This window comes from Amycolatopsis alba DSM 44262 (assembly GCF_000384215.1).
GTDB classification, from domain to species: domain Bacteria; phylum Actinomycetota; class Actinomycetes; order Mycobacteriales; family Pseudonocardiaceae; genus Amycolatopsis; species Amycolatopsis alba.
Genome location: NZ_KB913032.1, coordinates 3,167,085 through 3,192,922 on the forward strand (window position 1 = coordinate 3,167,085; position 25,838 = coordinate 3,192,922).

Here is a 25,838-nt window from a genome sequence, read left to right on the forward strand (position 1 = left end):
TCGCCACAGACGGTGTGGATTGCGGGAGTGTATTGGTAGTGGGATGGCGGGCGGCAAGCCGTCCCTGCCACCGCACGTTCCGTAACCTTGTGAGTCTGATCACTGTATCGATCATCCGGAGGCCTGTTCCGGCGTTCGTTCCCCTCCGGCGGCGGTCCGTTTTTGTCGGTGCGCTGTGCGAAGCTTCCGAAGGTGGACGGCACGGCGGAATCCGGTAAGGGGCGGCGGCTTCTCGACCGCGCGACGGCGGGGATCCCGGCTTCGCTGTACCCGGTCACCCATGTGGCCGAACTGCCGGCTCGCGAGGCGGATTCGGTGGACTGGCCGGAGTGGGCGGCGGCTCCGGTCGTCGAAGCGCTGACCGCGAACGGCGTCAAGGCGCCGTGGCGGCATCAGGCCGAAGCCGCGTCGCTGGCTCGCGAGGGCAAGCACGTCGTGATCTCCACCGGGACGGCTTCGGGCAAGTCGCTCGCGTACCAGTTGCCGGTGCTGTCGGCGCTGGTCGAGGACGAGCGGGCCTCGGCGCTGTACCTGTCCCCCACCAAGGCCCTCGGCGCCGACCAGCTGCGTTCCGTGTCCTCTTTGGACATCAAGAAGGCGCGGGCGGCGTCGTTCGACGGTGACACTCCGCTGGAGGAGCGGGACTGGGTCCGCGCGCACGCGAACTGGGTGTTCACGAACCCGGACATGCTGCATCGCGGGATCCTGTCGTCGCACGCGCGCTGGTCCCGGTTCTTCCGGCGGCTCTCGTTCGTCGTGGTCGACGAATGCCACAGCTATCGCGGCGTCTTCGGCTCCCACGTGGCGTTGCTGCTGCGGAGGCTGCGGAGGGTCGCGGCGTACTACGGCGCTTCGCCGGTCTTCGTGCTCGCGTCCGCGACGACGGCGGACCCGGCGGCGTTCGCTTCGAAACTCTCCGGACAGGACTGTGTCCCAGTCACCGAGGACGGCTCGCCGCGCGGCGCCCGCACGGTCGCGTTGTGGGAGCCCCCGCTGCTGTCGGAACTTTCGGGGGAGAACGGGGCGCCGGTGCGGCGCTCGGCCGGCGCCGAAGCTTCCCGGATCCTCGCCGAACTGGTCATCGAGGGGGCCCGCTCGCTGGCCTTCGTCCGGTCGCGAAGAGGCGCGGAACTGACGGCTCTCGGCGCCCGGCGCATTCTGTCCGAAGTGGACAGTGAGCTGGCGGAATCCGTCGCCGCGTACCGATCCGGGTACCTGCCAGAGGAGCGGCGCGCCCTCGAAGCGGCGTTGCTGTCCGGGCGGCTGCTCGGCGTGGCGACGACGAACGCGCTCGAACTCGGTGTCGACATCGCCGGGCTGGACGCGGTGGTTCTGGCCGGGTATCCGGGAACGCTCGCGTCGTTCTGGCAGCAGGCGGGCCGGGCCGGGCGCGCGGGAGACGCGGCGCTGGTCGTCTTCGTGGCCCGCGACGATCCGCTCGACACCTATCTCGTGCACCATCCGGCCGCGATCCTGGACCGGCCGGTGGAGTCCGCCGTCCTCGACCCGTCGAACCCGTATGTGCTGGGGCCGCAGCTGGCGTGCGCCGTCGCCGAACTTCCGCTGACCGAACCGGAAGTCGCGGCCTTCGGCGGTGACGCGGCGCGTGCCGTGCTCACCGATCTGGTCAAGGAGAAGATCATCCGGCGCCGCCCGAGCGGCTGGTACTGGACTTCACGCGACCGGCCGCACGCGGAAGTCGGCATCCGCGGTTCCGGCGGTGAGCAGATCGCCGTGGTGGAAGCCGATTCCGGGCGGATGCTCGGCACTGTCGACCCTGGTTCCGCCTGCTACGCGGTGCATCCCGGCGCGGTGTACCTGCACCAAGGTTCTTCCTACGTGGTCGACGAACTCGATCTGGAGACCGGGCTCGCCCTGGTGCACGCGGAGGATCCGGACTGGACGACGTCACCGCGCGAGATCGTCGACATCAGCGTGCTCCGCACCGAGGAGACCCGTGTGCACGGCGGGATCACGGTGAACCTCGGCGAGGTGTCGGTGAGTTCGCAAGTGGTCGGCTACTTGCGGAGACGCCCGTCGGGTGAGGTGCTGGACCAGACTCCGCTGGACCTGCCGGAGCAGAGTCTTCACACCCGCGCCGTCTGGTACACGATCTCGGCGGAGCTGCTCTGCCCTTCCGATGGCTTGGCGGGGACCGGGGGCCATCGGCCGGAGACCGAGGTTCTGGAGCCGGTGGGGACCGGAGGCTCCAGGGTGGGGACCAAGGAACTTGGCGGAGCACCGGGGACAGGCGCCGAGTTGGATCCGGCGCGTGTCCCCGGTGCCCTGCATGCCGCCGAGCACGCGGCGATCGGCCTGCTACCGCTGTTCGCTACTTGCGACCGCTGGGACATTGGCGGGGTGTCTACCGCGTGGCACGAGGACACCGGGGAGGCAACGGTGTTCGTGCACGATGGCCATCCCGGGGGTGCGGGATTCGCCGATCGCGGGTTTGCCGCAATTGTCCCTTGGCTGGCCGCAACGCGGGAGGCGATCGTTTCCTGCGAGTGCCCGGCCGGCTGCCCGTCCTGCGTCCAGTCGCCGAAGTGCGGGAACGGCAACGATCCGCTGGACAAGGCGGGGGCAGTGGCCATTTTGGACACCGTGCTCGGGGCGTTGCGTCAGCACGGGTCCCGGTCAGGCCACTTGGAGCTGTGAAATTGTGGGGTGATCAGGCGGCGGTGGTCAGGCTCGCCACGGGGGCGGCGGCCTTGTCGCCTGCCAGCGCACGGACGAGCACGTCGTGCACCTCGGCGGCGTCGGGCAGCTGCCAGCCCCAGACCTCGGGCTTGACCCGCCAGTGCACGACACCGTGCTGGAAAGGCGACGGGGGCAGCGGGATGTAGTCGTTCGCACCGTGCCACTGGACCGAAGCGTGCTCGGCCAGTTCACGCGGGATGCTCGTCGCGACGGTGGTGAGGAACAGCCAGCGGCCGTTCGGCATCGCGACGATCGGGGCGGGGTGACCGCCGGTGCGCAGCAGCCGGGCGGCGGCCTTGCCGAGCTCGTCGTCGACCTCGATGGCGTCCAGCACGGTGCCGGTGGCCACGAGCAGGCTGTGCGTGTCGTCGCCGAACCAGGTGGCGACCTCGTGCGGGTGGGTCTCGGTCAGTTCACGCCAGTTGTCCTGGGCCGGGACGGGACGCCGCCAGGTGAGGTCGTCACCCTCCGCGGTGACCGCGGCGGGCTCCGCACCGGGGAGCACCGGCCAGCCACGCCATGCGAGGCCGATCGCCTCCGCCCGCATCTCGATGCGGAAGGCGCCCCGCCAGCTGTCCGGCCAATTCGCGTCCAACATTACTGTCCCTGCCTCAGGTCAACTCTGTCCTGTGTGTGTCTTGCGCTGCTGCCACCCGGCGACCTTCTCGAGGTGGCGCACATCTCAATAAACGGCAAGTTGCACATCGGGAGAAGACCTCACGCGACAACCGGCCGTTACTTAGCGATGAACGCGCGGTAGTCCGACAGGACGGACTGAAGGCCCGACGTCCGATTAACGGGCGTGCTCGACCGGTTCGAGGCCGTTCGTCGCAGCCGAGCTGGGCTTCCCTGTCCCTGTGACCATGCTCACGACCTGCGGTGCGCGACCGTTCGGCGGAGCGCTGATCATGACTTCGACCGCTCGCCGCGCCTCAACGACCGCTGCTCGCGCCCGGCGGTTACTCGCCCGTACTACCCGCCGGTCACCGCTGGGCGACCGTTCACCGTGCGACGCCCGTCACGGTGGCCGGTCGACGGGACCCGCTCTGGCCCGTGCCTCCGCCCGGCCGACGGCCCCCAGGTGTCCCGTCGGCTCGGACCGCACCTCGACCAGGGCATCGCCTCGCTCCCACCGGCAGGTCAGCAGCGTGACCGCCATCCGGACGGCGACCTGCCGCGCCCGTTCGCAGGCCGCGCCGGGCCCGTCCGGCGCGTGCGAGGCCGCGGCGAGCGCCGCCAGATCGGCGGCGGCCTCGGTGCGATGCCGGGTCGTGACGGCGGCGCCGATCCAGAAGGCGAACGCCGCCGCGCAGACCAGGACGGCGACGATCGAGGCCGTCCACGCGGTCGCGACGCCGCGATCGTCCCCGCTCACGGCTCGGCCACCGCGAAGGCGTGAGCACGCAACCGGATACCCGGCAAGAGTCCGGCCACCGGTTCGGCTTCGACGCCGGCGGTGATGGTGTCGCCATCGCGGACGACGTCCAGCCGCGCACCGGGCGGCGCGATCTCCCGCACCGCCTGTTCGGCACGGGCGGGCTGGCCTCGGGCCAGGAGCCTGACCGCCTCGCGGGCCGCGTCGGTGCAGCGGAGCTGGTCGGCGGTGGCCCCGATCCCGGCGAGCAGCAGGGCCGAGACGAAGGTCAGCGCACCGATGCCGAGCGCGGCCTCCACCGTGACGGATCCACGGTCGTCGCGGGGCATCAGAACTTCACCGACAAGGCCCGCTCGATGAGCGCGGTGAGCCCGGCGACGACGGCTTCACCGTTGACGATCAGATAGAGGACGCCTGCCAGCGCGGCGGCGGCCAAGGTGGCGATGGCGTACTCGACCGTCGCCATGCCGTCGTCTTCGCGGAAGGTGGGGAGCTTGCTCATGGAATCGCCTTTCGATCAGAGGATGCCGTCGAGACGACCGGCGAGGCCGAGCACGACGGGCAGGACGCCGAGGCAGAGGAACGCGGGGAGGAAGCACAGGCCGATCGGTGCCGCCAGCAGCACACCTGCCCGTTCGGCGCGTTCCTCGGCTTCGGCGGAAAGCGACTCGCGCAGCCTTCGCGCGAGGTCCTTCGCGTGGGTCGCGAGCGCGGTGCCCGCCCTCACCGTGCGGACGGCGGCGACGGACAGTTCCGTCAGACCGGGCCGGTCTCGCACCGGCGCCCAGGCTTCGGCGGGTCCGATCCCGACGGCGAGACGCGACGCCACCGAACGCAGCGCCACCGCGGTCTTCGGCGACGCTGCCGGGACGACCGCTTCGAGCGCGACGGACACCGGCAGCCCGCTCGCGAGGCACGCGGCCAGAAGATCGAGGGTGGCCGCCGACCGGAGGAGTTCGGAGACCTCGTTCTCCCTGGCCGTCCGCCCGCGAAGCCAGGTGAGGAGACGACCTGGCCTCGCGGCCTTCCCTGGTCCGACGCGTGGCCAGGAGAAGACAGCACCGCCCAGCAAGACCAACGCCGCCGCGGTCAGCACCGCGCCACCCTTCCGGTGAGTGCCCGGCACCAGGCCGTGCCCGCCCAGATCAGCCCGCTGCCCACGACGAGCAGCAGCCCGCCGGCACCCGTCCCGGTGAGGACACCGAGCGGGCTCGCCCCCATCGCCTCGCCGAGCACCAGACAGACCAGCGGAAGGACGGCGAGTACGGCGGCGCTCGCTCTCGGACCGGCCATCTTCGCCTGGAGACGACGCCGGAAACCGATCTCCGCCTCGGCGTCCCGTCGCGCGGCGTCGAGCACGTCGGCCATCGGAAGCCCGAATCTCCCCGCGAGCGTCCACGCGTTCGCCAGGGACGGCGGCACGTCCGGATCGGAGATCTCACCACCGAGCCGGGCGGCCGCGACCAGCCCGCGCAGCCGTCCGGACGCGGCGGGTACCGCTTCCGCCACGGCCTCGGCCGCCGCCACCGGATGGGCTCCCGCCCGGAGTTCACCGATCATCGCCCGCAGCACGGAAGCGGTGAGTTCGGCTTCGGCCAGCGCCGCCTTCGCCCGCGCCCGCCACCGGTGCTCTTGGCGGACGGTCACGGTGAGCACCAGTGTCGCCGTGGCCCAGCCGATCCCGAGGAGCGGCAGGACGAGCAACGCGGGCAGCGGCCACCAGCCCGCGCGAGCGGCCTGAGGCAGGCGCCAGGCGAACGGGACGCGCATCGACGGCCTCGGCCAGCAGGCCAGCCCCGCTCCGCAGGAGAAGAGGAACCAGGGGTTCATGCCGCCATCTCCTCGAAGGGTGTCTCGTCGCCGATCCAGTCGCCCTCGCTCCAGACCGGGACCACCTTGGCCTCGCCCCGGAACGACCGGAGGACACCGACCTCGTCCAGCCGCCGGATCCCGCCCGGCAGCCGGCGCATGTGCAGGACTACCCGCACCGCCGCCGTCAGCTGGCTGTGCAACGCGTCCCGTTTGAGCCCGCCGAGCGCGGCCAGCGCCTCCATCCGCGCCGGTACCTCCGCCGCCGAATTGGCGTGCACGGTGCAGGCTCCGCCTTCGTGTCCGGTGTTCATCGCGTTGAGCAGCGCGATGACCTCCTCGCCGCGCGCTTCGCCGACGACCAGGCGATCCGGGCGCATGCGCAGCGCCTGCCGCACCAGTTCGCCGAGGCCGATCTCGCCCGCGCCCTCGACATTGGCCGGGCGGGTGATCAGGCTGACGAACTGCGGATGGTCCGGTTGGATTTCTCCGGCGTCTTCGACGCAAACGATTCGTTCGTTCGGGGGTACCGCGCCGAGCAGCGCGGAAAGCAGCGTCGTCTTGCCCGCCCCGGTGCCACCGGAAACCAGGAACGCGAGCCGTTGCCGGATGACCGAGTCGAGCAGTTCCGCGCCGCTGGTGCCGAAAACCCCGCGCAGCCGAAGTTCGGCGAGATCGTGGGTGGCGGGCCGGAGCACCCGGAGCGAGAGGGCGGTCCCGGCTGGCGCGAGCGGTGGAAGAACCGCGTGCATCCGGATCCGGCCTCGCGGCCCCATTCCCGGCAGCCAGCAGTCGGCGAACGGGTGCGCGTCGTCCAGCCGCCGCCCTCCGGCGAGGGCGAGCCGTTGAGCCAGCCTGCGGACGGTTTCCTCGTCGGCGAAGCGAACTTCTGTCCGTTCAGGACCTTCGCCGGTGTCGACCCAGACCTCGTCCGGAGCGGTGACGAGGACGTCGGTGACGCCGGGCTTCCCGAGAAGCGGCGCGAGCGGACCGGCCCCGACGAACTCGTCGCGGGCGAGCCGGACGGCTCCGAGGACCGCGTCCTGACCGAGCGCTCCGCCGGCTTCGGCGCGGACCGCCCGCGCCACGCTCACCGGATCCGTCGGGGCGTCCGACGCGGCCAGCCGCCACCGGACCCGCTCGACCAGTTCGTCGCTCATCGCGAGGCACCGGCCAGATTCCCGCGCGCGGCGGCGAGGACCTCGGCGGCGGCCGTCGCCAGGTGCCCGCGATGCCTGGGGATGAACTCACCTCGGTCGAGGGCCACCGACAAGGACCGTTCCCGGCCCATCGACGTGATGAGCGGAGCTCCGACGGCGTCGGCGATCTCCTGCGGGATCAGTCCGGCGGGTGACGGCCCCCGGACCGCGACGCCGATCCGGGTCGCGTGGGGTTCGAGCCTGGTGAGGACCTGTTTCGCCGCCGCGCAGGCACGGAGTTCGGCGGGGACGACGACCACGATCAGATCGGCCAGCCCGATCACGGCGGACGTTTCGGCGCCGAAATACCTCGGCAGATCACAGACGACCGTCCGTCCCGCCCGCCGTCCGGCGCACAGCACGCCCTCGATCGCGTCCGGCTCCGGACCGCGCCCTTCCCTTCCGTAGGACACAAAGGACAGTGAGCCGGTCGCGTATCTCTTCCGCGGCAGGGCTTCGCTCAACGCCGTCATGGACACCCTGCCGCCGAGATCGAGTTCCGGCCAGCGCGGCCCGCGATCGCGTTCGGCGGCGAGGAGGACGTCGACGCCGCCACCGAGCGGATCGCAGTCGACGAGCAGACCGCCGCCTCCGGACTTCTCCGCCCGGTACGCGACGGAGGCCGCCAGCACGGAGGCCCCTGCCCCACCGCGACCGCCGATGATCCCGATGACGACGCCGTCGTCACGGGCCGGCCCGTCGACGACGTCGGCGAACTCGCCGATGAGATCGCCTTCCTCGTCCGGCAGGGAAAGCACTTTCTCCGAGCCGGTGTTGAACGCGCGCTCCCACGTCACCGGGGTCGGCGCGCCCTTGCAGACGAGGAGGACCTTGTTCCGCCGCAGCAGGCGGTTCGGCGCGCTCGCGGCCTCCTCGTCGAGCACCACGAGCGGCGCGCGGGCCCATCTCCCCCGTGCGGCGTCCAGATCGGGTGCGCGTTCGACCTCGCAGCCCGCGGCCGCCGCCACGCGCAGGATCTCGTCGAGCAGGATGTCGTCTCCCGCGATGACGAGCGGATGTTCTTCGGTCATGACTCCCCCGTGGATTCGGTCGTATTCGGGCTGTGACTCCACGGTCACCTCACCCCCCGCCGCGCACAACGCCATTCCGCCCCGCCTGTGGACAACCGGGGTGTTGTGGACAACTCCGCCACGGGAAACCGGTTTCCCATCGTTCTTGTCGGACCTTTACGGAACACTTCCCGGCTTTTCCGCGCGTACCGTTTTCCAGCCGGGTCGGTCACGAAAAGTGTTGGGAGAAAAGAAAGTTTACGAACATTCGGCCTATTTAGCCTTGCCCTGACGAGGTTTCCGCACCCAATGAAGTCTGAACCATTGACAGGGCTGGAAGTCAGAGGGCGACCCTCGCCAGGGGGGAGGGACGAGGGTCGCCCGGGGTTCAGTCCCGGGGGGTCGGACTGAACCATGGTCCGGTGCTACACCGGACAATCTCACTGTAACTCCGATACCTGCCCGTTGCGGGCGACGCCGGTACCCACAATTCGATAACGGCACGCCGCGCCCGATCGGGGGCACGGTCGTGAATTTTCCACCGCCGTATCCCGGTCGTGGTCGACCAACGGGCGGACGGACGCCGGACTCTCCTATCCTTGACCGGTGGACCGACCCAGCACGACACCGAGCCCGGTCGCGGCGTTCTTCGATCTCGACAAGACGATCATCGCGTCCTCGAGCGCTCTGGCCTTCAGCAAACCTCTTCTGCGCGAAGGGCTGATCAACCGCCGCGCAGCGCTTCGCAGCGCGTACGCCCAGCTCGTCTTCTCCCTCGCGGGCGCGGACGCGGCGAAAACCGAGCGGATGCGGGCCGAGGTTTCCGCGCTGTGCGCCGGCTGGGACGTCGCGCAGGTGTCCGCGATCGTCCGCGAGACGCTGCACGACGTCGTCGACCCGCTCGTCTACGCGGAGGCGGCCGAGCTGATCTCCGCGCACCGCGCGGACGGCCACGACGTCGTGGTCCTGTCGGCGACCGGTGAAGAGGTCGTCGCCCCGGTCGCCGAAATGCTCGGCGCGACGCGGAGCGTGGCCACGCGGATGCAGATCGTGGACGGCCGCTACTCCGGCGAAGTCGATTTCTATTGCTACGGCGAGAACAAGGCCATCGCCGCGAAGGAACTCGCGGCGACGTACGGCTACGACCTCACCCAGTGCCACGCGTACACCGACTCCAGCACCGACATCCCGCTCCTCGAGGTCGTCGGGCGGCCGCACGCGGTCAACCCCGACCGCGTCCTGCGCAAGCACGCGACCGAACAGGGCTGGGAGATCCTCGCCTTCGAACATCCGATGTCCTTGCGGACCCGGATCCCGGCCCGGTCGGCGGGCCTGGTCGCGCTCGGAGCCGTCGCCGCGGGCGCCACCTGGTACGGCTACAACCGGCGCAAACGCACCCGCTGAACGCGAACCCGGACGGCGGTACGGAACCGGTTTTCGCAGCCAGGGCGGCGAATTGTCCGTCGCCCAGCGTGCCCGTGTCACTAGATCGAGCCTCTGTACCGGTGCACCCGTCTGCGCACTTGAAGTGACCCGGCTCACGGCGTAGAAAGTAGGTGCGGACGTTCGGTCGGCCAGGGAACAGGTAGAAGAGAAGCCTGTTCCACCCCGGCGAATCTCCGTGTGCGGACACCGGGTACCCACGCGCAGCGCGCCGCGGGAGGCTCGTCGTCTAGGGACTGCGTACCGGGACGCCGGACGCCGAGTCCATGAAGGTACGACCAGAGTTGCACGCTTGGTCGCCCGAGTGGTCCGCACCGACTGGCGGCGCCCGCCGGCTTCTTGCCGACGGGCGCCGCCAGTGTTTTACCCCCGTTTTCAAGCGTGACAGGCCCGTTCGCGTCCCTTTGTGTATGAACGGACCGTTCGTGCGCCTGGCCGATGGACAAGCAAAGTGCCCGTGGGTAGCTTCCGGATATCAGTGCTTCCAGGTGGACTTCTTTCCACCTGAGAGTCAGGCACGAATCTGGGAGGCTTGAGGTGACGACCCGAACCGCGCACGCCCGTCATCGGAGGATCCATGCGCTCGCCCTGCCCCTCGCGGGTCTGCTCACCCTCGCCGTCGCGGGCGTCCCGGCGACCGCGCAGCCGGTGACAGCGGACGCGGAGGCGCAGCGGGCGCTGCGCGGGCTCACCCTGGAACAGAAGGTCGGCCAGCTGTTCGTCACGTGGGTGAACGGGAAGTCCGCCGACGAGGTCAACGCCAAGAACAAGGCCGACTTCGGAGTGGACACTCCCGCGCAGGTGATCGAGAAGTACCACTTGGGCGGCGTCATCTACTTCAACAACGACAGCCGCGACAACTTCGACGACCCGGTGCAGGTCGCCAAGCTGTCGAACGGGCTCCAGCGGGCCGCGATCCGCAGCGGCGCCCACATCCCGTTGCAGATCGCGACCGATCAGGAAGGCGGCACGGTCACCCGCATGGGTGCCCCCGCCACCGAACTGCCGAACGCGATGGCGATCTCGGCGGGCCGCGACACCAAGGCCGCCCAGGAGGCCGCGCGGATCCTCGGGCACGAACTGCGCGCCGTCGGCATCAATCAGGACTTCGCCCCCGACGCCGACGTGAACTCGAACCCGGCGAACCCGGTGATCGGCGTCCGTTCCTTCTCCGGCCGCCCGGATCTGGCGAGCCAGTTCGTCGGGGCACAGGTCAAGGGCTTCCAAAACTCCGGACGGCGCTCCGAAACGGTGTCCGCCGCCGCGAAGCACTTCCCCGGCCACGGCGACGCGGCCACGGACAGTCACCTCGAACTGCCCCGGATCGACCGGAGCGAAGCCAGCTGGCGCGAGACCGACGTCCCGCCGTTCAAGGCCGCCATCAGCGCGGGCATCGACTCGATCATGAGCGCGCACATCCAGTTCCCCAGCCTCGACCCGTCGGGCGAGCCCGCGACGCTGTCGAAGCCGATCCTCACCGGCAAGCTGCGCGAAGAACTGGGCTACCGCGGCGTCGCGATCACGGACTCGCTCGAGATGGACGCGGTGCGCGCGATGCACACCGACGCGGAGATCCCGGTACTCGCGCTCAAGGCCGGCATCGATCAGCTGCTCATGCCGGTGCATCTCGAAGTCGCGATCAATTCGGTGCTCGAAGCGGTCCGCAAGGGTGAGCTGACCGAACGGCGGATCGACGAGAGTGTCCTGCGGGTGCTCAAGCTCAAGCTGAACCGGGGCATCCTGACCTCGCCGTTCGTCGACCCGGCGAAGGTGATGTCGAAGGTCGGCACCCCGGCCAACCTCGCGACCGCGCAGGGCATCGCCGACCGGTCGGTCACCGCGATCCGCAACGACGGCGGCGTCCTGCCGCTCGCACAGCAGCCCGCGAAGACCCTCGTGACCGGCTGGGGCGTCAGCACGACGACCGCGCTGGCCTCGAAACTCACCGCGCACGGAACGCAGGCGACCGCGCTGCAGACCGGCCAGACCCCGACCGACGCGCAGATCGCGCAGGCCGTCGCGGCGGCGAAGAACGCCGACCTTGTCGTCGTGCTGACCAACAACGTCGGCACGTATCCGTTGCAGGGCAAGCTGTTGCAGGCGCTGGCCGACACCGGGAAGCCCGTGGTCGCGGTCGCCGCCCAGATCCCCTACGACGCCGGCTACGAGAACCCGATCAAGACGTGGCTCGCGACGTACGGCTACATCACGCCTTCGCTCGAAGCGCTGGCGAAGGTGATCCTCGGGAAGGTGAAGCCGCAGGGCAAGCTCCCGGTGGACATCCCCGCCGGCAAGGACGTGGGCACGGTGAAGTACCCGTTCGGCCACGGGCTGACCTGGTGAACCTCAACCGCCGCCACTTCCTCGCCACCGGAGCACTCGCGGTCCCCGCGCTGACAGCGGGCTCCTCGGTCGCGACGGCCCAGCCGGAAAGCGAGAGCAAAGGTCCCCCGCGCACCCGCACCGGGGCGGACCTGCTCGCCGCCCGCGGCTGGGCGGCACTGGCCGGGCGCAAGCTCGGCGTGCTGTCGAATCCCACCGGGGTGCTGGTGAGCGGCGATCACATCGTCGACTCGATGGTCGCCGCCGGGGTCCGGCCGCTCGCCGCGTTCGGGCCGGAACATGGCTTCCGAGGCAGCGCGCAGGCGGGCGGCTCCGAAGGCGACTACACCGATCCGCGCACCGGCGTGCCGGTGTACGACGCGTACGGCGCCGACGCGACGAAGCTCGCCGGGATGTTCACGAAGGCGGGCGTCGACACCCTCGTCTTCGACATCGCCGACGTCGGTGCGCGGTTCTACACCTATATCTGGTCGCTCTACACGGCGATGGTCGCGGCGGCGAAGGTCGGCGCGGCGGTCGTCGTGCTGGACCGGCCGAATCCGCTGGGTGGCAAGGCCGCCGGTCCGATGCTGAACCCGGCGTACGCCTCGGGCGTCGGCCGGAAGCCGATCGTGCAGCAGCACGGCATGACCGTCGGCGAACTCGCGCGGTATTTCGCGGCCGAGTTCCTGCCCGCCGAAGGGGTCACGCCGGGCAAGCTCGAGATCGTCGAGGTGCGGGACTGGCGGCGTGATCAGCTCTTCGACCGCACCGGGCTGACCTGGGTCCCGCCGAGCCCGAACATGCCGACGCCGGACACCGCGCTCCTCTATCCCGGCACCGGGATGTTCGAGGGCACCGTGTTCTCCGAAGGCCGCGGCACCACCAGGCCGTTCGAGATCATCGGCGCACCGGGCCTCGATTGGCGCTGGCGCGAGAAGCTCGGCGAGCTACGGCTTCCCGGTGTGAAGTTCCGTGAGGCGTACTTCGTGCCGACGTTCGGCAAGTTCGTCAACGAGCCTTGCGGCGGCGTGCAGGTGACGATCACGGACGCGCGGGCCTTCGACGCCATCCGCACCGCGGTCACCATGTTCGTCACCGCGAAACAGGTGCATCCGGACAAGTTCAAGTGGCGGCCCGACAACTTCCTCGACAAGCTCTCGGGCTCCGACAGGCTGCGCACGATGATCGACAAGGGCGCCGGGGTGGACGAGATCGTCGGGTCCTGGCAGGCCGAGCTGGCCGAGTTCGACCGGAAACGCCGTCGCCATCTTCTTTACCGCTGAAGGGAACGACCTTGCATGCTAGGAAGATCCTGATCGCGGCTGTTTCCGTCCTGGTCGCGGCGACCACGCTGTCGACGGCGGGAGCACAGGCGATTCCGGGTACCGGACAACAGGAAGACCGCGCGGCGGGCCGGTTCGACAGGCCGCGCGAAGGTTTCGCGCCCGCCTCCACCGTCCTGCGTGACGGCGCGCCCTCCGACGTCGGCCTCGACCCTGAGCCGATCAAAGCGGCCGAACGGTTCGTCGAGAGCTGGACGAAGCCGGACGCCACCGGGCATCCGCACTTCTCCGGGGCGGTCGGCCTGCTCGCGCACGACGGTGTGGTCGTCGAGCGTCAGGCCGTCGGCGGCGCCGTCCGCTACGCCGACGCGAACGGTACGGAACTGCCGCCGGAGCAGCAGGTGCCGATGCGCGCGAACACCATCTTCGACATGGCCTCGATCTCGAAGCTGTTCACCTCCATCGCGGTGATGCAGCTGGCGGAGACGGGCAAGCTGGACATCTCGGCGCCGGTGGTGCGATACCTGCCGGAGTTCGGGGTGAACGGCAAGGAAGCCGTCACCGTCCAGCAGCTGCTCACCCACGTCTCGGGTTTCGCCGCGACACCGCTCCCGTCGCTGTGGGAGGGCTACCCGGACATCCCGTCGCGCCGGAAGGCCGTCCTCGACAGCCCGCTGAAGAACCCGCCGGGCAGTACGTACCTCTACTCCGACATCAACCTGCTGACGCTCGGCTTCCTGGTCGAGAAGCTGGCCGGAGCACCGCTGGACAAGGTCGTCCAGGATCGCATCGCCGGTCCGCTCGGCCTGGTCGACACCGGGTACAACCCGCCGGTCTCGAAGCTCGCCAGGGTCGCGGCGACCGAGTACGCCGTGAAGCCACCGCGAGGGCTCGTACGCGGCGAAGTCCACGACGAGAACGCTTGGTCACTGGGCGGCGTCGCCGGGCACGCGGGCGTGTTCTCCACCGCCACCGACATGGCCGTGCTGGCGCAGACGATCCTCAACGGCGGCGCGTACCGCGGTCACCGGATCCTGCGCCAGGAGACCGTGCGGGCGATGCTCACGAACTACAACCAGAAGTTCCCCGACAACGCCCACGGGCTCGGTTTCGAGCTCGACCAGCCCTGGTACATGGGCGCGTTGTCGGCGCCCTCGACGGCCGGGCACACCGGGTTCACCGGGACCTCGCTGGTGATCGACCCGCTGTCGAGGTCGTTCGCGATCCTGCTCACCAACCGCGTGCACCCGACGCGGAACTGGGGCTCGATCAACCTCGCCAGGGAGACGTGGGCGAGCTCGCTCGCGAAGGCGATGGCCGTCCGTCCGGTGCACGGCCGCGACGCGTGGTTCAGCGGTGTCGGGGACGTCTCCACGGCCACGCTCACGACGCCGCCGTTACAGAGCCGTGGTGGTCCGCTGAAGGTCTCCTTCGACACCTTCGTGGACACCGAAGGCCCCTCTGATTCGCTCTTCCTGGAAATAAGTACCGACGCCGGCGCCACCTGGAAAACGATTACTCTGCGTGCAAGCGGACCAGGCGCACCTGTTGGGGACCTGACCGGCCTCGGCGGTCACGGCCACCGGGCTTGGTGGCGGGCCGCCGCCGAGGTATCGCAAAGCTCACAAATCACCCTCCGGTGGCGTTACACGACCGACGCCCGTTACACGGGGCGCGGAATTTCCTTGGACGGTGTGAAAGTCACTGAACGGGGCCGCATACTGCTGGACAGTGAGCATAATCCCCCTACTTTCGCAGCTACCGGGTGGAAGTTGAGCGCTAGGTAGTCAGGCGGTTTCATATCGCTGACCAAACTGCCCCGTTGACCGGGACACAGCCCCTTGCATCGCGACACTAAGTTGCCAAGTCGTTAGCTCGACCTCGTTAACGGCTGCGACCTGGTTAGCGACTTTCTGGTCAACGATTAATCGCAAATCGAATCCGCAGACACGGATAGGTTGCGATCTTCCCGAAGGGTGTGGGTAGCCTTGTCGCAGATGCCAACGGTTAGTAACTTTCCCACGGTGGGCGATACCGAATCCGTAATCGCGGCCGCACCGTCCGAGGCCGTGCCGGCGCAGCCGACACGGGACGCTGACGCGAGCCCGCTGGTCCGGATTCGCTCCCTCCTGCCTGGGCTCGCACGGGCCGAGCAGCGCGTCGCGAAGGTCGTCCTCGACGACCCCGCGCAGGTCGCGCGGCGCAGCATCACCGAGGTCGCGCTCGCGGCCAACACCAGCGAAACCACCGTCACGCGGTTCTGCAAGGCGGTCGGCGTCGGTGGATATCCGCAGCTCAGGATCGCCCTGGCGGCCGACACCGCCCGGTCCGAGGCGCGGTCGAGCCGCAACCTCGGTGGCGAGATCGGGCCGGAGGACGACCTGGCCGCGGTCATCGGCAAGGTCAGCTTCGCGGACGCACGTGCCGTGGAGGAGACCGCTGACCAGCTTGACGTCCCGTCGCTACAGCGCGTGATCGACATCGTGGCGGGCGCGGGCCGCGTGGACGTCTACGGCGTCGGCGCGAGCGCGTTCGTGGCCGCGGATCTGCAGCAGAAGCTGCACCGCATCGGGCGGGTCAGCTTCGCCTGGTCGGACACGCACATCATGCTCACCTCGGCCGCCGTGCTGAGCCCCGGAGACGTCGCGATCGGCATCTCGCACACGGGCGCGACCACGGACACCGTCGAGGCGCTGCGTGTGGCCCGTGAACACGGCGCGATCACCGTCGCCGTGACGAACTTCCCGCGTTCGCCGATCACCGAGGTCGCCGACCACGTGCTGACCACGGCCGCGCGGGAGACGACGTTCCGTTCCGGTGCGACCGCCAGTCGCATCGCGCAGCTGACCGTCATCGACTGCCTGTTCATCGGTGTCGCGCAGCGGCACATGGACGCGTCGGTCAACGCACTCGACGCGACCAGGGACGCGGTTGGCTCGCACCGGCTGGGCGTACGGCCCGACGGCAGGCGGCGGCCGCGGGAAACCGGCAAATGAGCGAAAAAGTGAGGCGCATGATGACCGTCCCACGCCAGGTGGTGCACGTCGATTCGCCAACCGAACAGCGCAATCCACGGACGACCGACATCGACCTGATGTCGACCATGGGCATCCTCGGCGCGATCAACGCCGAGGACCGCCGGGTCCCCGAAGCCGTCGCCGCGGTCCTGCCGCAGGTGGCGCGGGCGGTCGACTTCGCCGTGGAAGCGCTGCGGTCGGGACACCGCGTGCACTACTTCGGGGCCGGTACCTCCGGCAGGCTGGCGACGTTGGACGCGGCGGAGCTCGTGCCGACGTTCAACGTGCCCTCCGACTGGTTCATCGCGCATCACGCGGGCGGCGCGCGCGCTCTGCGCCAAGCCGTCGAAGACGCCGAGGACAACGCGAAGGCAGGCGCCGCCGAGGTGGCCGAGTCCGTCGCGCCCGGCGACTTCGTGCTCGGGCTGACGGCTTCCGGCCGGACGCCCTACGTGCTCGGCGCGCTGGCGGCGGCCAGCCGTCTCGGTGCCAGGACCGCTTTGGTCTCGGGCAATCCGGCCGCGGTGACGCCGCCGGGTGTCGATGTCCTCATCGCGGTGGACACCGGCCCCGAGGCGATCGCCGGTTCGACGCGGATGAAGGCGGGCACGGCGCAGAAGATCATCCTCACCGCGTTTTCCACGGCGACGATGATCAAGCTCGGCCGCACGTACTCGAACCTGATGGTCAGCATGCGCGCGACCAACGCGAAGCTGCGCGGGCGGACCATCCGGATCCTGCGTGAGGCCACGGGGATGAGCATGGCGGACTGCTCCGACGCGCTCACCGAGGCCGACGGCGACCTCAAGGTGGCGCTGGTCCATCTGCTGTCCGGCGAGGACGTCGCGAATGCGGCGAAGGCGCTGACGGCCAACGACGGCCACGTACGGAAGGCTCTCGACTCCCTGCGGGTGCGCGCGAGCTGAAAGATCACTTATTGCCCATCACCTGCTCATCTCCCTAGGCTCTCGGATATTCGCGACCGAGAGACCGGGGGGCCATGAACATCGGCGGACGACCCCGTTCATCCCGACGCCTCGCGCTCACGCGACGCGAACGGGTGTCCGTCGCCGGGATGGCCGGATTCATCCTGTTCCTCAATGTCGTGGGCTGGGGGGTCCTGACGCTTTTCGTGGCGCCGCGCCAGTACGAGCTCGGCGCCACGGGTGTGTTCGGGGTCGGCCTGGGCGTCACGGCCTTCGTGCTCGGGATGCGGCACGCGTTCGACGCGGACCACATCGCCGCGATCGACAACACCACCCGCAAGCTGATGGCCGACGGGCAACGGCCGCTTTCGGTCGGGTTCTGGTTCTCCCTCGGGCATTCGACGATCGTCTTCGTGTTGTGCCTGCTGCTGTCGCTCGGCGTGCGGGCGCTCGCCGGCGCCGTCGAGGACGACACGTCGGCGTTGCACGAAGCGACCGGGCTGATCGGGACGTCCGTTTCGGCGGTGTTCCTGTACCTCATCGGGATCATGAATCTCGTGGTGCTGGTGGGCATCGTGAAGGTGTTCCGGCGGATGCGGCGGGGTGAGTTCGACGAAGCGGCGCTGGAGCGGCAGCTCGACAATCGCGGCTTCATGAACCGCCTGCTCCGCGGCGCCACCAAGGCGGTGCGCAAGCCTTGGCACATCTACCCGATCGGCGTGCTGTTCGGCCTCGGCTTCGACACCGCGACCGAGATCAGCCTGCTGGTGCTCGCCGGCGGCGCGGCCGCGTTCTCCCTGCCCTGGTACGCGATCCTGGTGCTGCCGATCCTGTTCGCCGCCGGGATGACGCTGTTCGACACCGCCGACGGCTGCTTCATGAACTACGCGTACGGCTGGGCCTTCGCGAAGCCGGTACGGAAGATCTACTACAACTTGACGGTGACGGCGCTTTCCGTCGCGGTCGCGCTGCTCATCGGGACGATCGAGGTGATCTCGATCGTCACCGAACGGTTCGGCATCACGAGCGGTCCGCTCGCCGCGATCGGGTCGCTTAGCCTGGACTACGTCGGCTACGCGGTCGTAGCGCTCTTCGTGCTTACGTGGCTCTTCGCGCTCCTCGTATGGCGCTTCGGGCGTATCGAGGAGCGTTGGTCGGCCCGATTCCCCGCGAAATAGCCCCTGACCTGCGAAAAGAGAGTAAGGGACCTTTGCTGCCACTTCTCTCAACGTTAAGAGAGGCGATAGCAAAGGTCCCTTGCTCTCACTTTGGTCAGGCGGGCTGGGGCACTCGCGTCCGCGAAAGGACCGAAAGCGCGAAGCCCAGCAGAGCGACGAAGGCGGCAACAGGGCCAACCCACCAGACCCCCGCCGACGACAGGACGACGCCACCCAGCGCGGCACCGAGGGCACCACCGCCGTAGATCGCGGATCCGTTGAGTCCCAGCGCGACCGTCGGCGCGTCAGGCGCCAGCGAGAACAGCCGGTGCTGCTGCGGCACCATCAGCATCCCGCCGAACACCCCCGAAGCCAGCGCGAGAACCACCGCGCCGGGCAGGCTCAGCACGGCGACGTCCAGCAGCGCCAGCGTCACGACCGTGCCGATGAGCGAGAGGGACCGGACACGCGCGGGGCCGAGCGAGTCGGTCGCCCGGCCCGCGAAGGAGTTACCCGCGATCTGCCCGATCCCGAACCCGACGAGCAGCCACGAGATCATCGCGCCCGCCGCCACCGGAGCCACGAGCACCGGCAAGTACACGAAGGCCGCGAAGCCCGCGGCGGTGCCGAGAACGCTGACGCCGAGCACGCGCGCGATCGGCGGCCGCACGACGACGGCGAGCCTGTCGCGCAAGGACACCGTCGGAACCCGAAGGCCCGGCAGCAGTGGCACGAGCAGCGCCACGACAACCGCGACCGCGCCGATCCCCCACATCACCGCGCGCCAGCCGAACCAGGTGCCCGCCAGCACCCCGATCGGCACGCCGAGCACCATCGACACGCTCATCCCCAACGAAACCGTGGCCAACGCACGGCCGCGCCGTTCGTCGGACGCCAGCGCGCCGGCGAGCACGTAGGCGTTGGACTGGAACGCGGCGGCGCCCAGGGCGGCCAGCACGCGAGCGACGGCGACCACGGCGAAGGACTCGCCGATCGCCTGACCGGCCATGCCGATCGTGAACAGCACCATCCCCGCGCCGAGCACCCAGCGCCGGTCGAGCCGTCCGGTGAAAGCCGCGATGAGCGGCGAAGAGATCGCGTAGGTCACCGCGAAGACCGTGGTCAGCTGGCCCGCGACGGCTTCGGAAACGCGCAGGTCGGCGGCGATGGTGGGCAGCAGCCCGTTCAGGACGAACCCGTCGGTGCCGACGGTGAACGTCCCGACGGCGAGTACCAGCAGAGCCCCCAAGGCGAGCCGATCATTAGATGATCGTCGAATCGTCATGGGAGGTATAGTGGCCGGACTATTCGATGCCTGTCAAACAGTTGGAGCGAAGTGAGCAGCACGCTGCCGCAACCGGCGACCGAGGACATCGAGATCGTGCCGGTCCTCCAGGCGCTCGCGGACCCCGTACGCCTGGAGCTGATCCGCGCCCTGCGAAGCAACCCTTCGCCGCGAAGCTGCGCCATCACCGAGTACGACGTCGAGATCAGCGCGCCGACGCTCTCCCACCACTGGAAGGTCCTTCGCGAGGCCGGCCTCACGACGACGTTCGTCGAGGGCCGGACCCGCTGGGTCGAACTACGGATCGAGGACATCCACAAGCGGTTCCCCGGCCTACTGGACGCCGTCCTCGCCTAGCCGCCACTTCGCCGCGAGTTCCGCAGCGGCGCACACGCCGACGTCGAGCAGATACGGCCCCGCCTGCCCGCAACCGGACCCTGGCGCGATCGGCTGACCGTGTCCCATCCCGGTGACGGCGTGCGTGTCGACGGCGGCGCCGACATCCGTCCACTGCTCGGAAAGCTCACGCAGGTTCATCGGAGCGACCGTGTAATCCGCGGTGCCGTGCCACACGCTGACCGGCGACCGCGAACCCGTACTCGCGGCCCGAACCTTGTCGCCCCACTGCTTCGGGGTCAGATCCTTGCCGGGATTCATGCAGGAGTACGCGTCGATCATCGAGGTCGCGCAGGCGTAGGGCAGTCCCGCCACGACACCACCGCCCGAGAACAGGTCCGGATACGCCGCCAGCATCACCGACGTCATCGCGCCGCCCGCCGACAAACCGGTCACGTACGTCCGGCTCCCGGCCGAGAACCGCGCCATCTGCGCGATCGATTCGGCCTCACCGGATCCGCGTTTGATGTCGCCCGCCTGGAACCAGTTGAAGCATTTGTTGAAGTTGTTCGCCGAAACCTGTTGCGGCAGAACGAGTTTGAATCGCAACTTGTCCGCGAGCCCGACCCAGCCGGAGCCACGCGCGTACACGGCGGCGTCCTGAGTGCAGCCGTGCAGCACGACCACCGCCGGACGTCCGGACGGCAGCCCGTCGGGAACGTATTCGAACATCTGCAAAGCACCGGGATTGCTCCCGAACCCGGTCACCGGGCGGATCGTCGCCGCCTGTGCCGGAGTCGCGAAGAGAAGGGCCAATGTCGAAACCACCGCGCCGATGAGGAGTTTTCGCATCACCTCAGGCTAAAACCGCAGAAGCCCGGTTCCCACGTGGACGACCACCACAGCGGCGGCCCGTTTTGTGTGGTCACGCCGGGTACCGGCACACGCGAACCGCGCTTACCGTCGGCCGATGCGGCTCATTCTGGTCCTCGCGATGATGCTGGCCCTGGCCACGCCCGCCCAGGCGGCGAGCGGTTGCGGGAACGTGCGCGTTCCCGGCGCCTCGAAACAAGAACTGTCCTGTTTGGACGATCTGACGACCACCGGCACGCTCGTCACCGGCCACACCGTCCAGGCCGACTGGGCCGGGCTGACCTCGGCAGGCCTCCCCGCCCCCAAGGGTGTCCCCGGTATCCAGATCGACGGCTACTTCCCGGACACCTCGACCGCCAACACCGCGCACGGCTGGAACCACGACGCGCAGTTCGTGCTGCGGCTGCCTGATCGCTGGAACGGCGGGCTCGTGGTCACGGGTTCCCCCGGCGTGCGGCGCCAGTACGCGAACGACCGCGCGATCGGCGACCAGGTCCTCGCCGCCGGTTACGCGTTCGCCGCCACCGACAAGGGCAACACCGGCGCGGACTTCCACACCGACGGACGACGGCCCGGCGACGCGCTCGCCGAGTGGAATTCGCGGGTCACGCAGCTGACCATCGCCGCGAAGGCCGCCGTGGCGCACCGCTACGGACGTCTGCCGAGCCGCACGCTCGCGGCCGGGATGTCGAACGGCGGCTACCTCGTCCGCTGGCAGCTGGAGAACCGGCCGTGGCTCTACGACGGCGGCATCGACTGGGAGGGCACGCTTTGGCGTGCGGACGGCCCGAACCTGTTCACCTTCCTGCCGCCCGCGATCAAGGCCTACCCCGCGTACGTCGCCGGTTCACCGCAAGCGCACCAGCGGATTCTCGACGCCGGTTTCGCGCCGGGCTCGGAATTCCTCTGGCAGTACCACAACGACGTCTACTGGGGACTGACCCAGCGCATCTACCAGGCCGAATTCGATCCAGCGTTCACCGGGACCGACTACGACTACGCCACTCGCCCGCCGTCGGCGCGCCGCGCGGTCGAACGGATCTCGCTGACCGGCCGGATCGGCAAACCGCTGATCACCCTGCACGGCACCCTCGACACCCTCCTGCCGATCACCCGCGATTCCGACGTCTACCAGCGGATGATCGCCGAGCAGGGCCGCGCCGGGCTGCAGCGCTACTACCGGATCGTCGACGGCAACCACGTCGACGGCCTGTACGACGCTTTCCCGGACAAACTGCGGCCCATCGGCCCGTGTTTCCGGACGGCCTTCACCGCTCTCGAAGGCTGGATCGACGGCGTTCGCCCGCCGGTCTCCGCGACCATCCCCCGCGGAGACGGTGATCTCGCGACCAGTTGCGCACTAAACTGATCGTATGGAATTCCAGGACGTCGTACGACGCCGTCGCATGGTCCGGAAGTTCACCGACGAGCCCGTCGACGAGGCGAGCCTTCAGCGCATCCTGCGCAACGCGCTGAAGGGTCCCTCGGCCGGTTTCTCACAAGGACAAGGATTTCTCGTCCTCACCGGCGAAGAACTCGCGAAGTTCTGGGAGTTCGGAGCGAGCTGGGCGCCGGAAACCGTGACCACCGCACCGGTCGCGATCGTGCCGCTCTCGGTCAAGAACGCCTATCTCGACCGCTACGCCAAGCCGGACAAGGGTTTCGCCGAAGGTGACGACTCGTGGTGGCGCGTTCCGTACTGGGACGTCGACACCGGGATGGCGACGCTGCTGATCCTCCAGACGGCCGTCGACGAGGATCTCGGCGCGGTGTTCTTCGGGCTCGCGCCGGAAAGCGTGGAGCGCCTCCACAGCGAGTTCGGCGTGCCGGAGGATCACGACCCGATCGGCGTCGTGGCGCTCGGGCACGGCGCCGAAACCGGCCCCTCCCCCGGATCTTCGGCGACGAAGATCGCTCGACGCGGCTTCGAGGACGTCATCCGTTTCGGTCGCTGGTGAGGCGGTGCAGCCTGAGCGCGAGCTGAAGTTCCAGCGCGCGCTCGGGCGACTGCCACTCGTCGCCCAGCAGTGACGCGATGCGGTCCAGCCGCTGCACGACGGTGTTGACGTGCACGTGAAGCCGTTCCTTCGCTCGCGTCAGGTTGCCGCCACAGGCGAAATACGCGCGGAGGGTGCCGATCAGATCCGTGCCGCGGCGTTCGTCGTAGTCGAGCACCGGGCCGATCGTCGCCGTCACGTACGCGTCGAGATCGGCGTGCTCGCCCAGGAGCAGCCCGACGAAACCGAGGTCGGCCATGCTCGCGCCTTCGCCCGCCCGGCCCAGCGCCAGCAGCGACGCGACGCACCGCGCGGCTTCGGCGTGTGCCACGGCCAGCTCCTGCGGGGAGGTGGCCGGGCCTGCCGCGCCCACCGTCACCGGACAGTCCATTGTGGACGCAAGCTCGGCCGCGACGGATCGGGCCAGCACGCCGGCGTCCGCGCCGTGGACCAGCAGGACGACCTCGTCCGCGTGCACACCGACCAGCGCCGCGTGCCGGGCCGCCGCCGCGGCCAGCCGCCGCCGGGAGACGTCGTCGGAGTGCGCGATCAGCACGGCATGCGATGTCGACAAATCGACCCCGAGTCGACGTCCTCGTGCCATCAAGGCCGCGGGATTGCGGCCCGGCGCGGTGAGCAGGTCCGACAGCAGCTCCCCGCGCACCTCGTCCTCGGCCCGCGCGACGGAACGCCGTTGCATCAGCAGGACCGCGGTGACCACGCCCGCCCGCTCGAACAGCCGCCGGTCCGCTTCGCCGAGCGACCGGCCGCCGCCCAGCACCAGGCTGCCGAGGAACTCCTGCCCCGCCTGGACGGCGCACAACCAACCGTCCTCAGTGGACACCGCCCGCCCGCTCGCCCGTGACGCCGACACCGCGGCGCGCGAGAGGCGCAGCTCCCCGCCGGTCTGGGCCAGCACCACACCGTCGGTGTCGTAGACGGCGATGGCGCCACCGAGCACGTCCGCGACCGCGGCGGCGACCTCGGCCAGGTCACCGCCGCGCAGCACGAGATCCATCAGCCGGTCGTGCGCGTCCTCGGCGCGGCGCATCGCGTCGTTGTGCGCGCTGATCGTCGCGTTGGCGTCGTTCAGCTCGGCGACCGCGCGGCGCGTCTCGTCGAGCAGATGCGCGTTGTCCAGCGCGATCGCCGCGTGGTCGGCCAGCGACGACAGCAGCGCGACCTCCTCCGCGCTGAACTCCCGCGCGGTCCGGTCCGAGGCGAACAGCACTCCGATGACCTTGCTGCCGATCGCCAGCGGCACCCCGAGGATCGCGGTCAGCCCCTCGTCGAGCACGCCGGTGTCGATCGACGAGGTGTGATGGAACCGCTCGTCGTGGAAGTAGTCCGCCGTCGCGTACGGGCGCGCGGTCTGCGCGACCAGCCCGCCGAGCCCCTCACCCATCCCCAGCACGATGTCCTGGAACAGCGCGGAAACCGAACCGTCGGTGACCCGGACATAGGTGTTGCCCTCGGCCTCGTTCTTCAGGCTGAGGTACGAGACGTCCACGCCGAGCAGCGCCCGCGCCCGGCGCACGATCGACCGCAGGACGGCGTCCGGATCGTCGAGCCGGGCGAGGTCGCTGGCGGTGTCGAACAACGCGGCCAGCTCCGCCTCCCGCCGCCGGTGCTCGGCGACGGTGTCCCGGATCCGCAGCGCCAGCTCGGTGGCCTTCGGATCGACGGGGACGTGCGCCAGCTGCTCGCTGCCCGCCCCGGAGGCGAGCAGTTCGAGCAGCCGGCGTAGCTGTTCCGCACTGTCCACAACGGTCATGCTGACACGTGACCGCGCTCCGCGAGAACTTCGGAGTGCAGGGACCGCCCCTTGGTCTCACGCGCGGCGAGCAGCGCGATCACGGTCAGCGCGCACATCGCGACGACGTAGAGCGAGACCGGGACCGTGCTGCCGAACTCCTTGAACAGCGCGACGGCGATGAGCGGCGCCACCGCGCCCGCCGCGATCGACGACAGCTGCCCGCCGACCGAAAGGCCCGTGTAGCGCACCCGCGTCGGGAACTGTTCGGAGAAGAACGCGGCCTGCGGCCCGTACATCGCGCCGTGCAGCACCAGCCCGACGGTCGCCGCGAGAATGATGACGCCGGAATTCTTCGTGTCGAGCATCGCGAAGAACACGAAACTCCACACCGCCATGCCGATCGCGCCGAACAGATAGACCGGGCGACGGCCGATCCGGTCGGAAAGAATGCCCCACAAGGGAATGGTCACGAAATGCACGGCCGAACCGATCAGCACCGCGTTGAGTCCCATCGATTTCGGCAGGCTCAATCCGGTGGTGACGTAAACGAGAATGAACGCGGTGATCACGTAGTACGAAACGTTCTCCGCCATCCGCGAGCCGATCGTGATCAGCACCGCGCGCCAATTGCTCCGGAACACCTCGACGACCGGGGCGTGCTCGGGCTTGCTCTTTTCCTGTGCCGCCAGGAAGACCGGCGATTCGCTGACCGCGAGCCGGATCCACAGCCCGATCACCACGAGCACACCGGAAAGCAGGAACGGGATCCGCCAGCCCCAGCTGAGGAAGGCTTCGTCCGACTGCGTCGCGGCGAGGATCGCCAGCACCGCCGTCGCGAGCAGGTTCCCGCCCGGAGCACCGCATTGCGGCCACGACGCCCAGAAACCGCGTCGTTCGTCGTCGCCGTGTTCGGAGACGATCAGCACCGCGCCGCCCCATTCGCCGCCGAGCGCGAAACCCTGCACCAGCCGCAGCAGCGTGAGCAGGATCGGCGCCAGGACACCGACGGTCGCGTAGGTCGGGAGGACACCCATCAAGCAGGTCGAGCCGCCCATCAGCAGCAGGCTCAGCACCAGCAGTTTCTTGCGGCCGACCCGGTCGCCGAAGTGCCCGAACACCAGCCCGCCGATCGGCCGCGCGAGGAAACCGACGGCGTAGGTCAGGAACGCGAGCAGCGTGCCGGTCAGCGGATCGTTGGTGGGGAAGAACAATTTGCCGAACACCAGCGCCGCGGCGGAGGTGTAGAGGAAGAAGTCGTACCACTCGATCGTCGTTCCGATCAGGCTGGCGCTGACGACTTTCGCGATCGAGCCGCGGTTCTGGGTGGTCACCGGGGAGGTCCTTTCC

23 protein-coding genes are annotated in these 25,838 nt (G+C 69.4%); 11 read left to right on the forward strand and 12 right to left on the reverse strand.

All coding sequences use genetic code 11. From position 1 onward, the window contains the following. Window positions 1-192: 192 nt before the first annotated feature. The gene (locus AMYAL_RS0114855; RefSeq protein ID WP_020632097.1) at window positions 193-2,658 is read left to right on the forward strand and encodes a DEAD/DEAH box helicase; all 2,466 of its coding nucleotides are present in this window, start codon (window positions 193-195) and stop codon (window positions 2,656-2,658) included. Window positions 2,659-2,671: 13 nt separating this feature from the next. On the opposite strand, the gene AMYAL_RS0114860 is transcribed toward AMYAL_RS0114855, so the two are convergent. The 8 genes from AMYAL_RS0114860 to ssd all read right to left on the reverse strand — a co-directional run bounded on the left by AMYAL_RS0114860 (window position 2,672) and on the right by ssd (window position 8,114). Beyond that, the gene (locus tag AMYAL_RS0114860) at window positions 2,672-3,298 is read right to left on the reverse strand and encodes a bifunctional DNA primase/polymerase (RefSeq protein WP_020632098.1); all 627 of its coding nucleotides are present in this window, start codon (window positions 3,296-3,298) and stop codon (window positions 2,672-2,674) included. 420 nt (window positions 3,299-3,718) lie between these two features. Further along, a complete protein-coding gene (locus tag AMYAL_RS0114865; protein WP_020632099.1) occupies window positions 3,719-4,075 on the reverse strand; it encodes an Rv3654c family TadE-like protein in 357 nt (118 codons plus the stop codon). Beyond that, window positions 4,072-4,404, reverse strand: a complete 333-nt coding sequence (locus AMYAL_RS0114870; RefSeq protein WP_020632100.1) for a TadE family type IV pilus minor pilin — start codon at window positions 4,402-4,404, stop codon at window positions 4,072-4,074. The genes AMYAL_RS0114865 and AMYAL_RS0114870 overlap by 4 nt, the downstream gene beginning before the upstream one ends. Then, window positions 4,404-4,577: a DUF4244 domain-containing protein gene (locus AMYAL_RS48415; protein WP_020632101.1), complete on the reverse strand. Its 174-nt coding sequence runs from the start codon at window positions 4,575-4,577 to the stop codon at window positions 4,404-4,406. Before AMYAL_RS48415 ends, AMYAL_RS0114870 begins: the two co-directional genes overlap by 1 nt. A gap of 15 nt (window positions 4,578-4,592) precedes the next feature. After that, a complete protein-coding gene (locus tag AMYAL_RS0114880) occupies window positions 4,593-5,171 on the reverse strand; it encodes a type II secretion system F family protein (RefSeq protein ID WP_020632102.1) in 579 nt (192 codons plus the stop codon). Continuing rightward, complete coding sequence (locus tag AMYAL_RS0114885) at window positions 5,165-5,905, reverse strand: type II secretion system F family protein (protein WP_020632103.1); 741 nt, start codon at window positions 5,903-5,905, stop codon at window positions 5,165-5,167. The genes AMYAL_RS0114880 and AMYAL_RS0114885 overlap by 7 nt, the downstream gene beginning before the upstream one ends. Then, a complete protein-coding gene (locus AMYAL_RS0114890; protein WP_020632104.1) occupies window positions 5,902-7,044 on the reverse strand; it encodes a TadA family conjugal transfer-associated ATPase in 1,143 nt (380 codons plus the stop codon). The genes AMYAL_RS0114885 and AMYAL_RS0114890 overlap by 4 nt, the downstream gene beginning before the upstream one ends. After that, window positions 7,041-8,114: a septum site-determining protein Ssd gene (gene ssd / locus AMYAL_RS0114895; RefSeq protein ID WP_020632105.1), complete on the reverse strand. Its 1,074-nt coding sequence runs from the start codon at window positions 8,112-8,114 to the stop codon at window positions 7,041-7,043. Before ssd ends, AMYAL_RS0114890 begins: the two co-directional genes overlap by 4 nt. 585 nt (window positions 8,115-8,699) lie before the next feature. Here ssd and AMYAL_RS0114900 point away from each other — a divergent pair. The 7 genes from AMYAL_RS0114900 to nicT all read left to right on the forward strand — a co-directional run bounded on the left by AMYAL_RS0114900 (window position 8,700) and on the right by nicT (window position 18,265). After that, the gene (locus AMYAL_RS0114900) at window positions 8,700-9,497 is read left to right on the forward strand and encodes an HAD family hydrolase (protein WP_020632106.1); all 798 of its coding nucleotides are present in this window, start codon (window positions 8,700-8,702) and stop codon (window positions 9,495-9,497) included. Between the two features lie 576 nt (window positions 9,498-10,073). Beyond that, complete coding sequence (locus AMYAL_RS0114905) at window positions 10,074-11,879, forward strand: glycoside hydrolase family 3 protein (RefSeq protein ID WP_020632107.1); 1,806 nt, start codon at window positions 10,074-10,076, stop codon at window positions 11,877-11,879. Further along, entirely contained in the window at window positions 11,876-13,144 is a 1,269-nt protein-coding gene (locus tag AMYAL_RS0114910; RefSeq protein WP_020632108.1) for an exo-beta-N-acetylmuramidase NamZ family protein, read from the forward strand. The genes AMYAL_RS0114905 and AMYAL_RS0114910 overlap by 4 nt, the downstream gene beginning before the upstream one ends. 11 nt (window positions 13,145-13,155) lie before the next feature. Then, window positions 13,156-14,931 carry a serine hydrolase domain-containing protein gene (locus AMYAL_RS0114915; RefSeq protein WP_020632109.1) on the forward strand — a complete coding sequence of 592 codons (1,776 nt, stop codon included), beginning with the start codon at window positions 13,156-13,158 and terminating at the stop codon, window positions 14,929-14,931. A 210-nt stretch (window positions 14,932-15,141) separates the two neighbouring features. Beyond that, the gene (locus AMYAL_RS0114920; protein ID WP_026467087.1) at window positions 15,142-16,140 is read left to right on the forward strand and encodes a MurR/RpiR family transcriptional regulator; all 999 of its coding nucleotides are present in this window, start codon (window positions 15,142-15,144) and stop codon (window positions 16,138-16,140) included. Window positions 16,141-16,157: 17 nt separating this feature from the next. Next, the gene (locus AMYAL_RS0114925) at window positions 16,158-17,087 is read left to right on the forward strand and encodes an N-acetylmuramic acid 6-phosphate etherase (RefSeq protein WP_020632111.1); all 930 of its coding nucleotides are present in this window, start codon (window positions 16,158-16,160) and stop codon (window positions 17,085-17,087) included. 74 nt (window positions 17,088-17,161) lie between these two features. Further along, window positions 17,162-18,265, forward strand: a complete 1,104-nt coding sequence (gene nicT, locus AMYAL_RS0114930; RefSeq protein WP_020632112.1) for a Nickel transporter NicT — start codon at window positions 17,162-17,164, stop codon at window positions 18,263-18,265. A 94-nt stretch (window positions 18,266-18,359) separates the two neighbouring features. On the opposite strand, the gene AMYAL_RS0114935 is transcribed toward nicT, so the two are convergent. Then, window positions 18,360-19,529: an MFS transporter gene (locus tag AMYAL_RS0114935; protein WP_026467088.1), complete on the reverse strand. Its 1,170-nt coding sequence runs from the start codon at window positions 19,527-19,529 to the stop codon at window positions 18,360-18,362. A 51-nt stretch (window positions 19,530-19,580) separates the two neighbouring features. Here AMYAL_RS0114935 and AMYAL_RS0114940 point away from each other — a divergent pair, with 51 nt between their 5' ends. Then, on the forward strand, window positions 19,581-19,886 hold the full coding sequence (locus AMYAL_RS0114940; protein WP_020632114.1) for an ArsR/SmtB family transcription factor: 306 nt from the start codon (window positions 19,581-19,583) through the stop codon (window positions 19,884-19,886). Here the strand turns inward: AMYAL_RS0114940 and AMYAL_RS0114945 are convergent. Then, window positions 19,863-20,717: an extracellular catalytic domain type 1 short-chain-length polyhydroxyalkanoate depolymerase gene (locus AMYAL_RS0114945; RefSeq protein ID WP_020632115.1), complete on the reverse strand. Its 855-nt coding sequence runs from the start codon at window positions 20,715-20,717 to the stop codon at window positions 19,863-19,865. The genes AMYAL_RS0114940 and AMYAL_RS0114945 overlap by 24 nt on opposite strands. Window positions 20,718-20,835: 118 nt before the next feature. Here AMYAL_RS0114945 and AMYAL_RS0114950 point away from each other — a divergent pair, with 118 nt between their 5' ends. Further along, complete coding sequence (locus AMYAL_RS0114950; protein ID WP_020632116.1) at window positions 20,836-22,107, forward strand: alpha/beta hydrolase family protein; 1,272 nt, start codon at window positions 20,836-20,838, stop codon at window positions 22,105-22,107. Between the two features lie 4 nt (window positions 22,108-22,111). After that, the gene (locus AMYAL_RS0114955) at window positions 22,112-22,696 is read left to right on the forward strand and encodes a nitroreductase family protein (RefSeq protein WP_020632117.1); all 585 of its coding nucleotides are present in this window, start codon (window positions 22,112-22,114) and stop codon (window positions 22,694-22,696) included. Here AMYAL_RS0114955 and AMYAL_RS0114960 read toward each other — a convergent pair. After that, window positions 22,674-24,509 (reverse strand): helix-turn-helix domain-containing protein, encoded by a 1,836-nt coding sequence (locus AMYAL_RS0114960; protein ID WP_020632118.1) that lies wholly within the window; start codon window positions 24,507-24,509, stop codon window positions 22,674-22,676. The two genes, AMYAL_RS0114955 and AMYAL_RS0114960, sit on opposite strands and share 23 nt — an antisense overlap. After that, a complete protein-coding gene (locus AMYAL_RS0114965) occupies window positions 24,506-25,822 on the reverse strand; it encodes an MFS transporter (RefSeq protein ID WP_020632119.1) in 1,317 nt (438 codons plus the stop codon). The genes AMYAL_RS0114960 and AMYAL_RS0114965 overlap by 4 nt, the downstream gene beginning before the upstream one ends. Window positions 25,823-25,838: the final 16 nt, after the last annotated feature.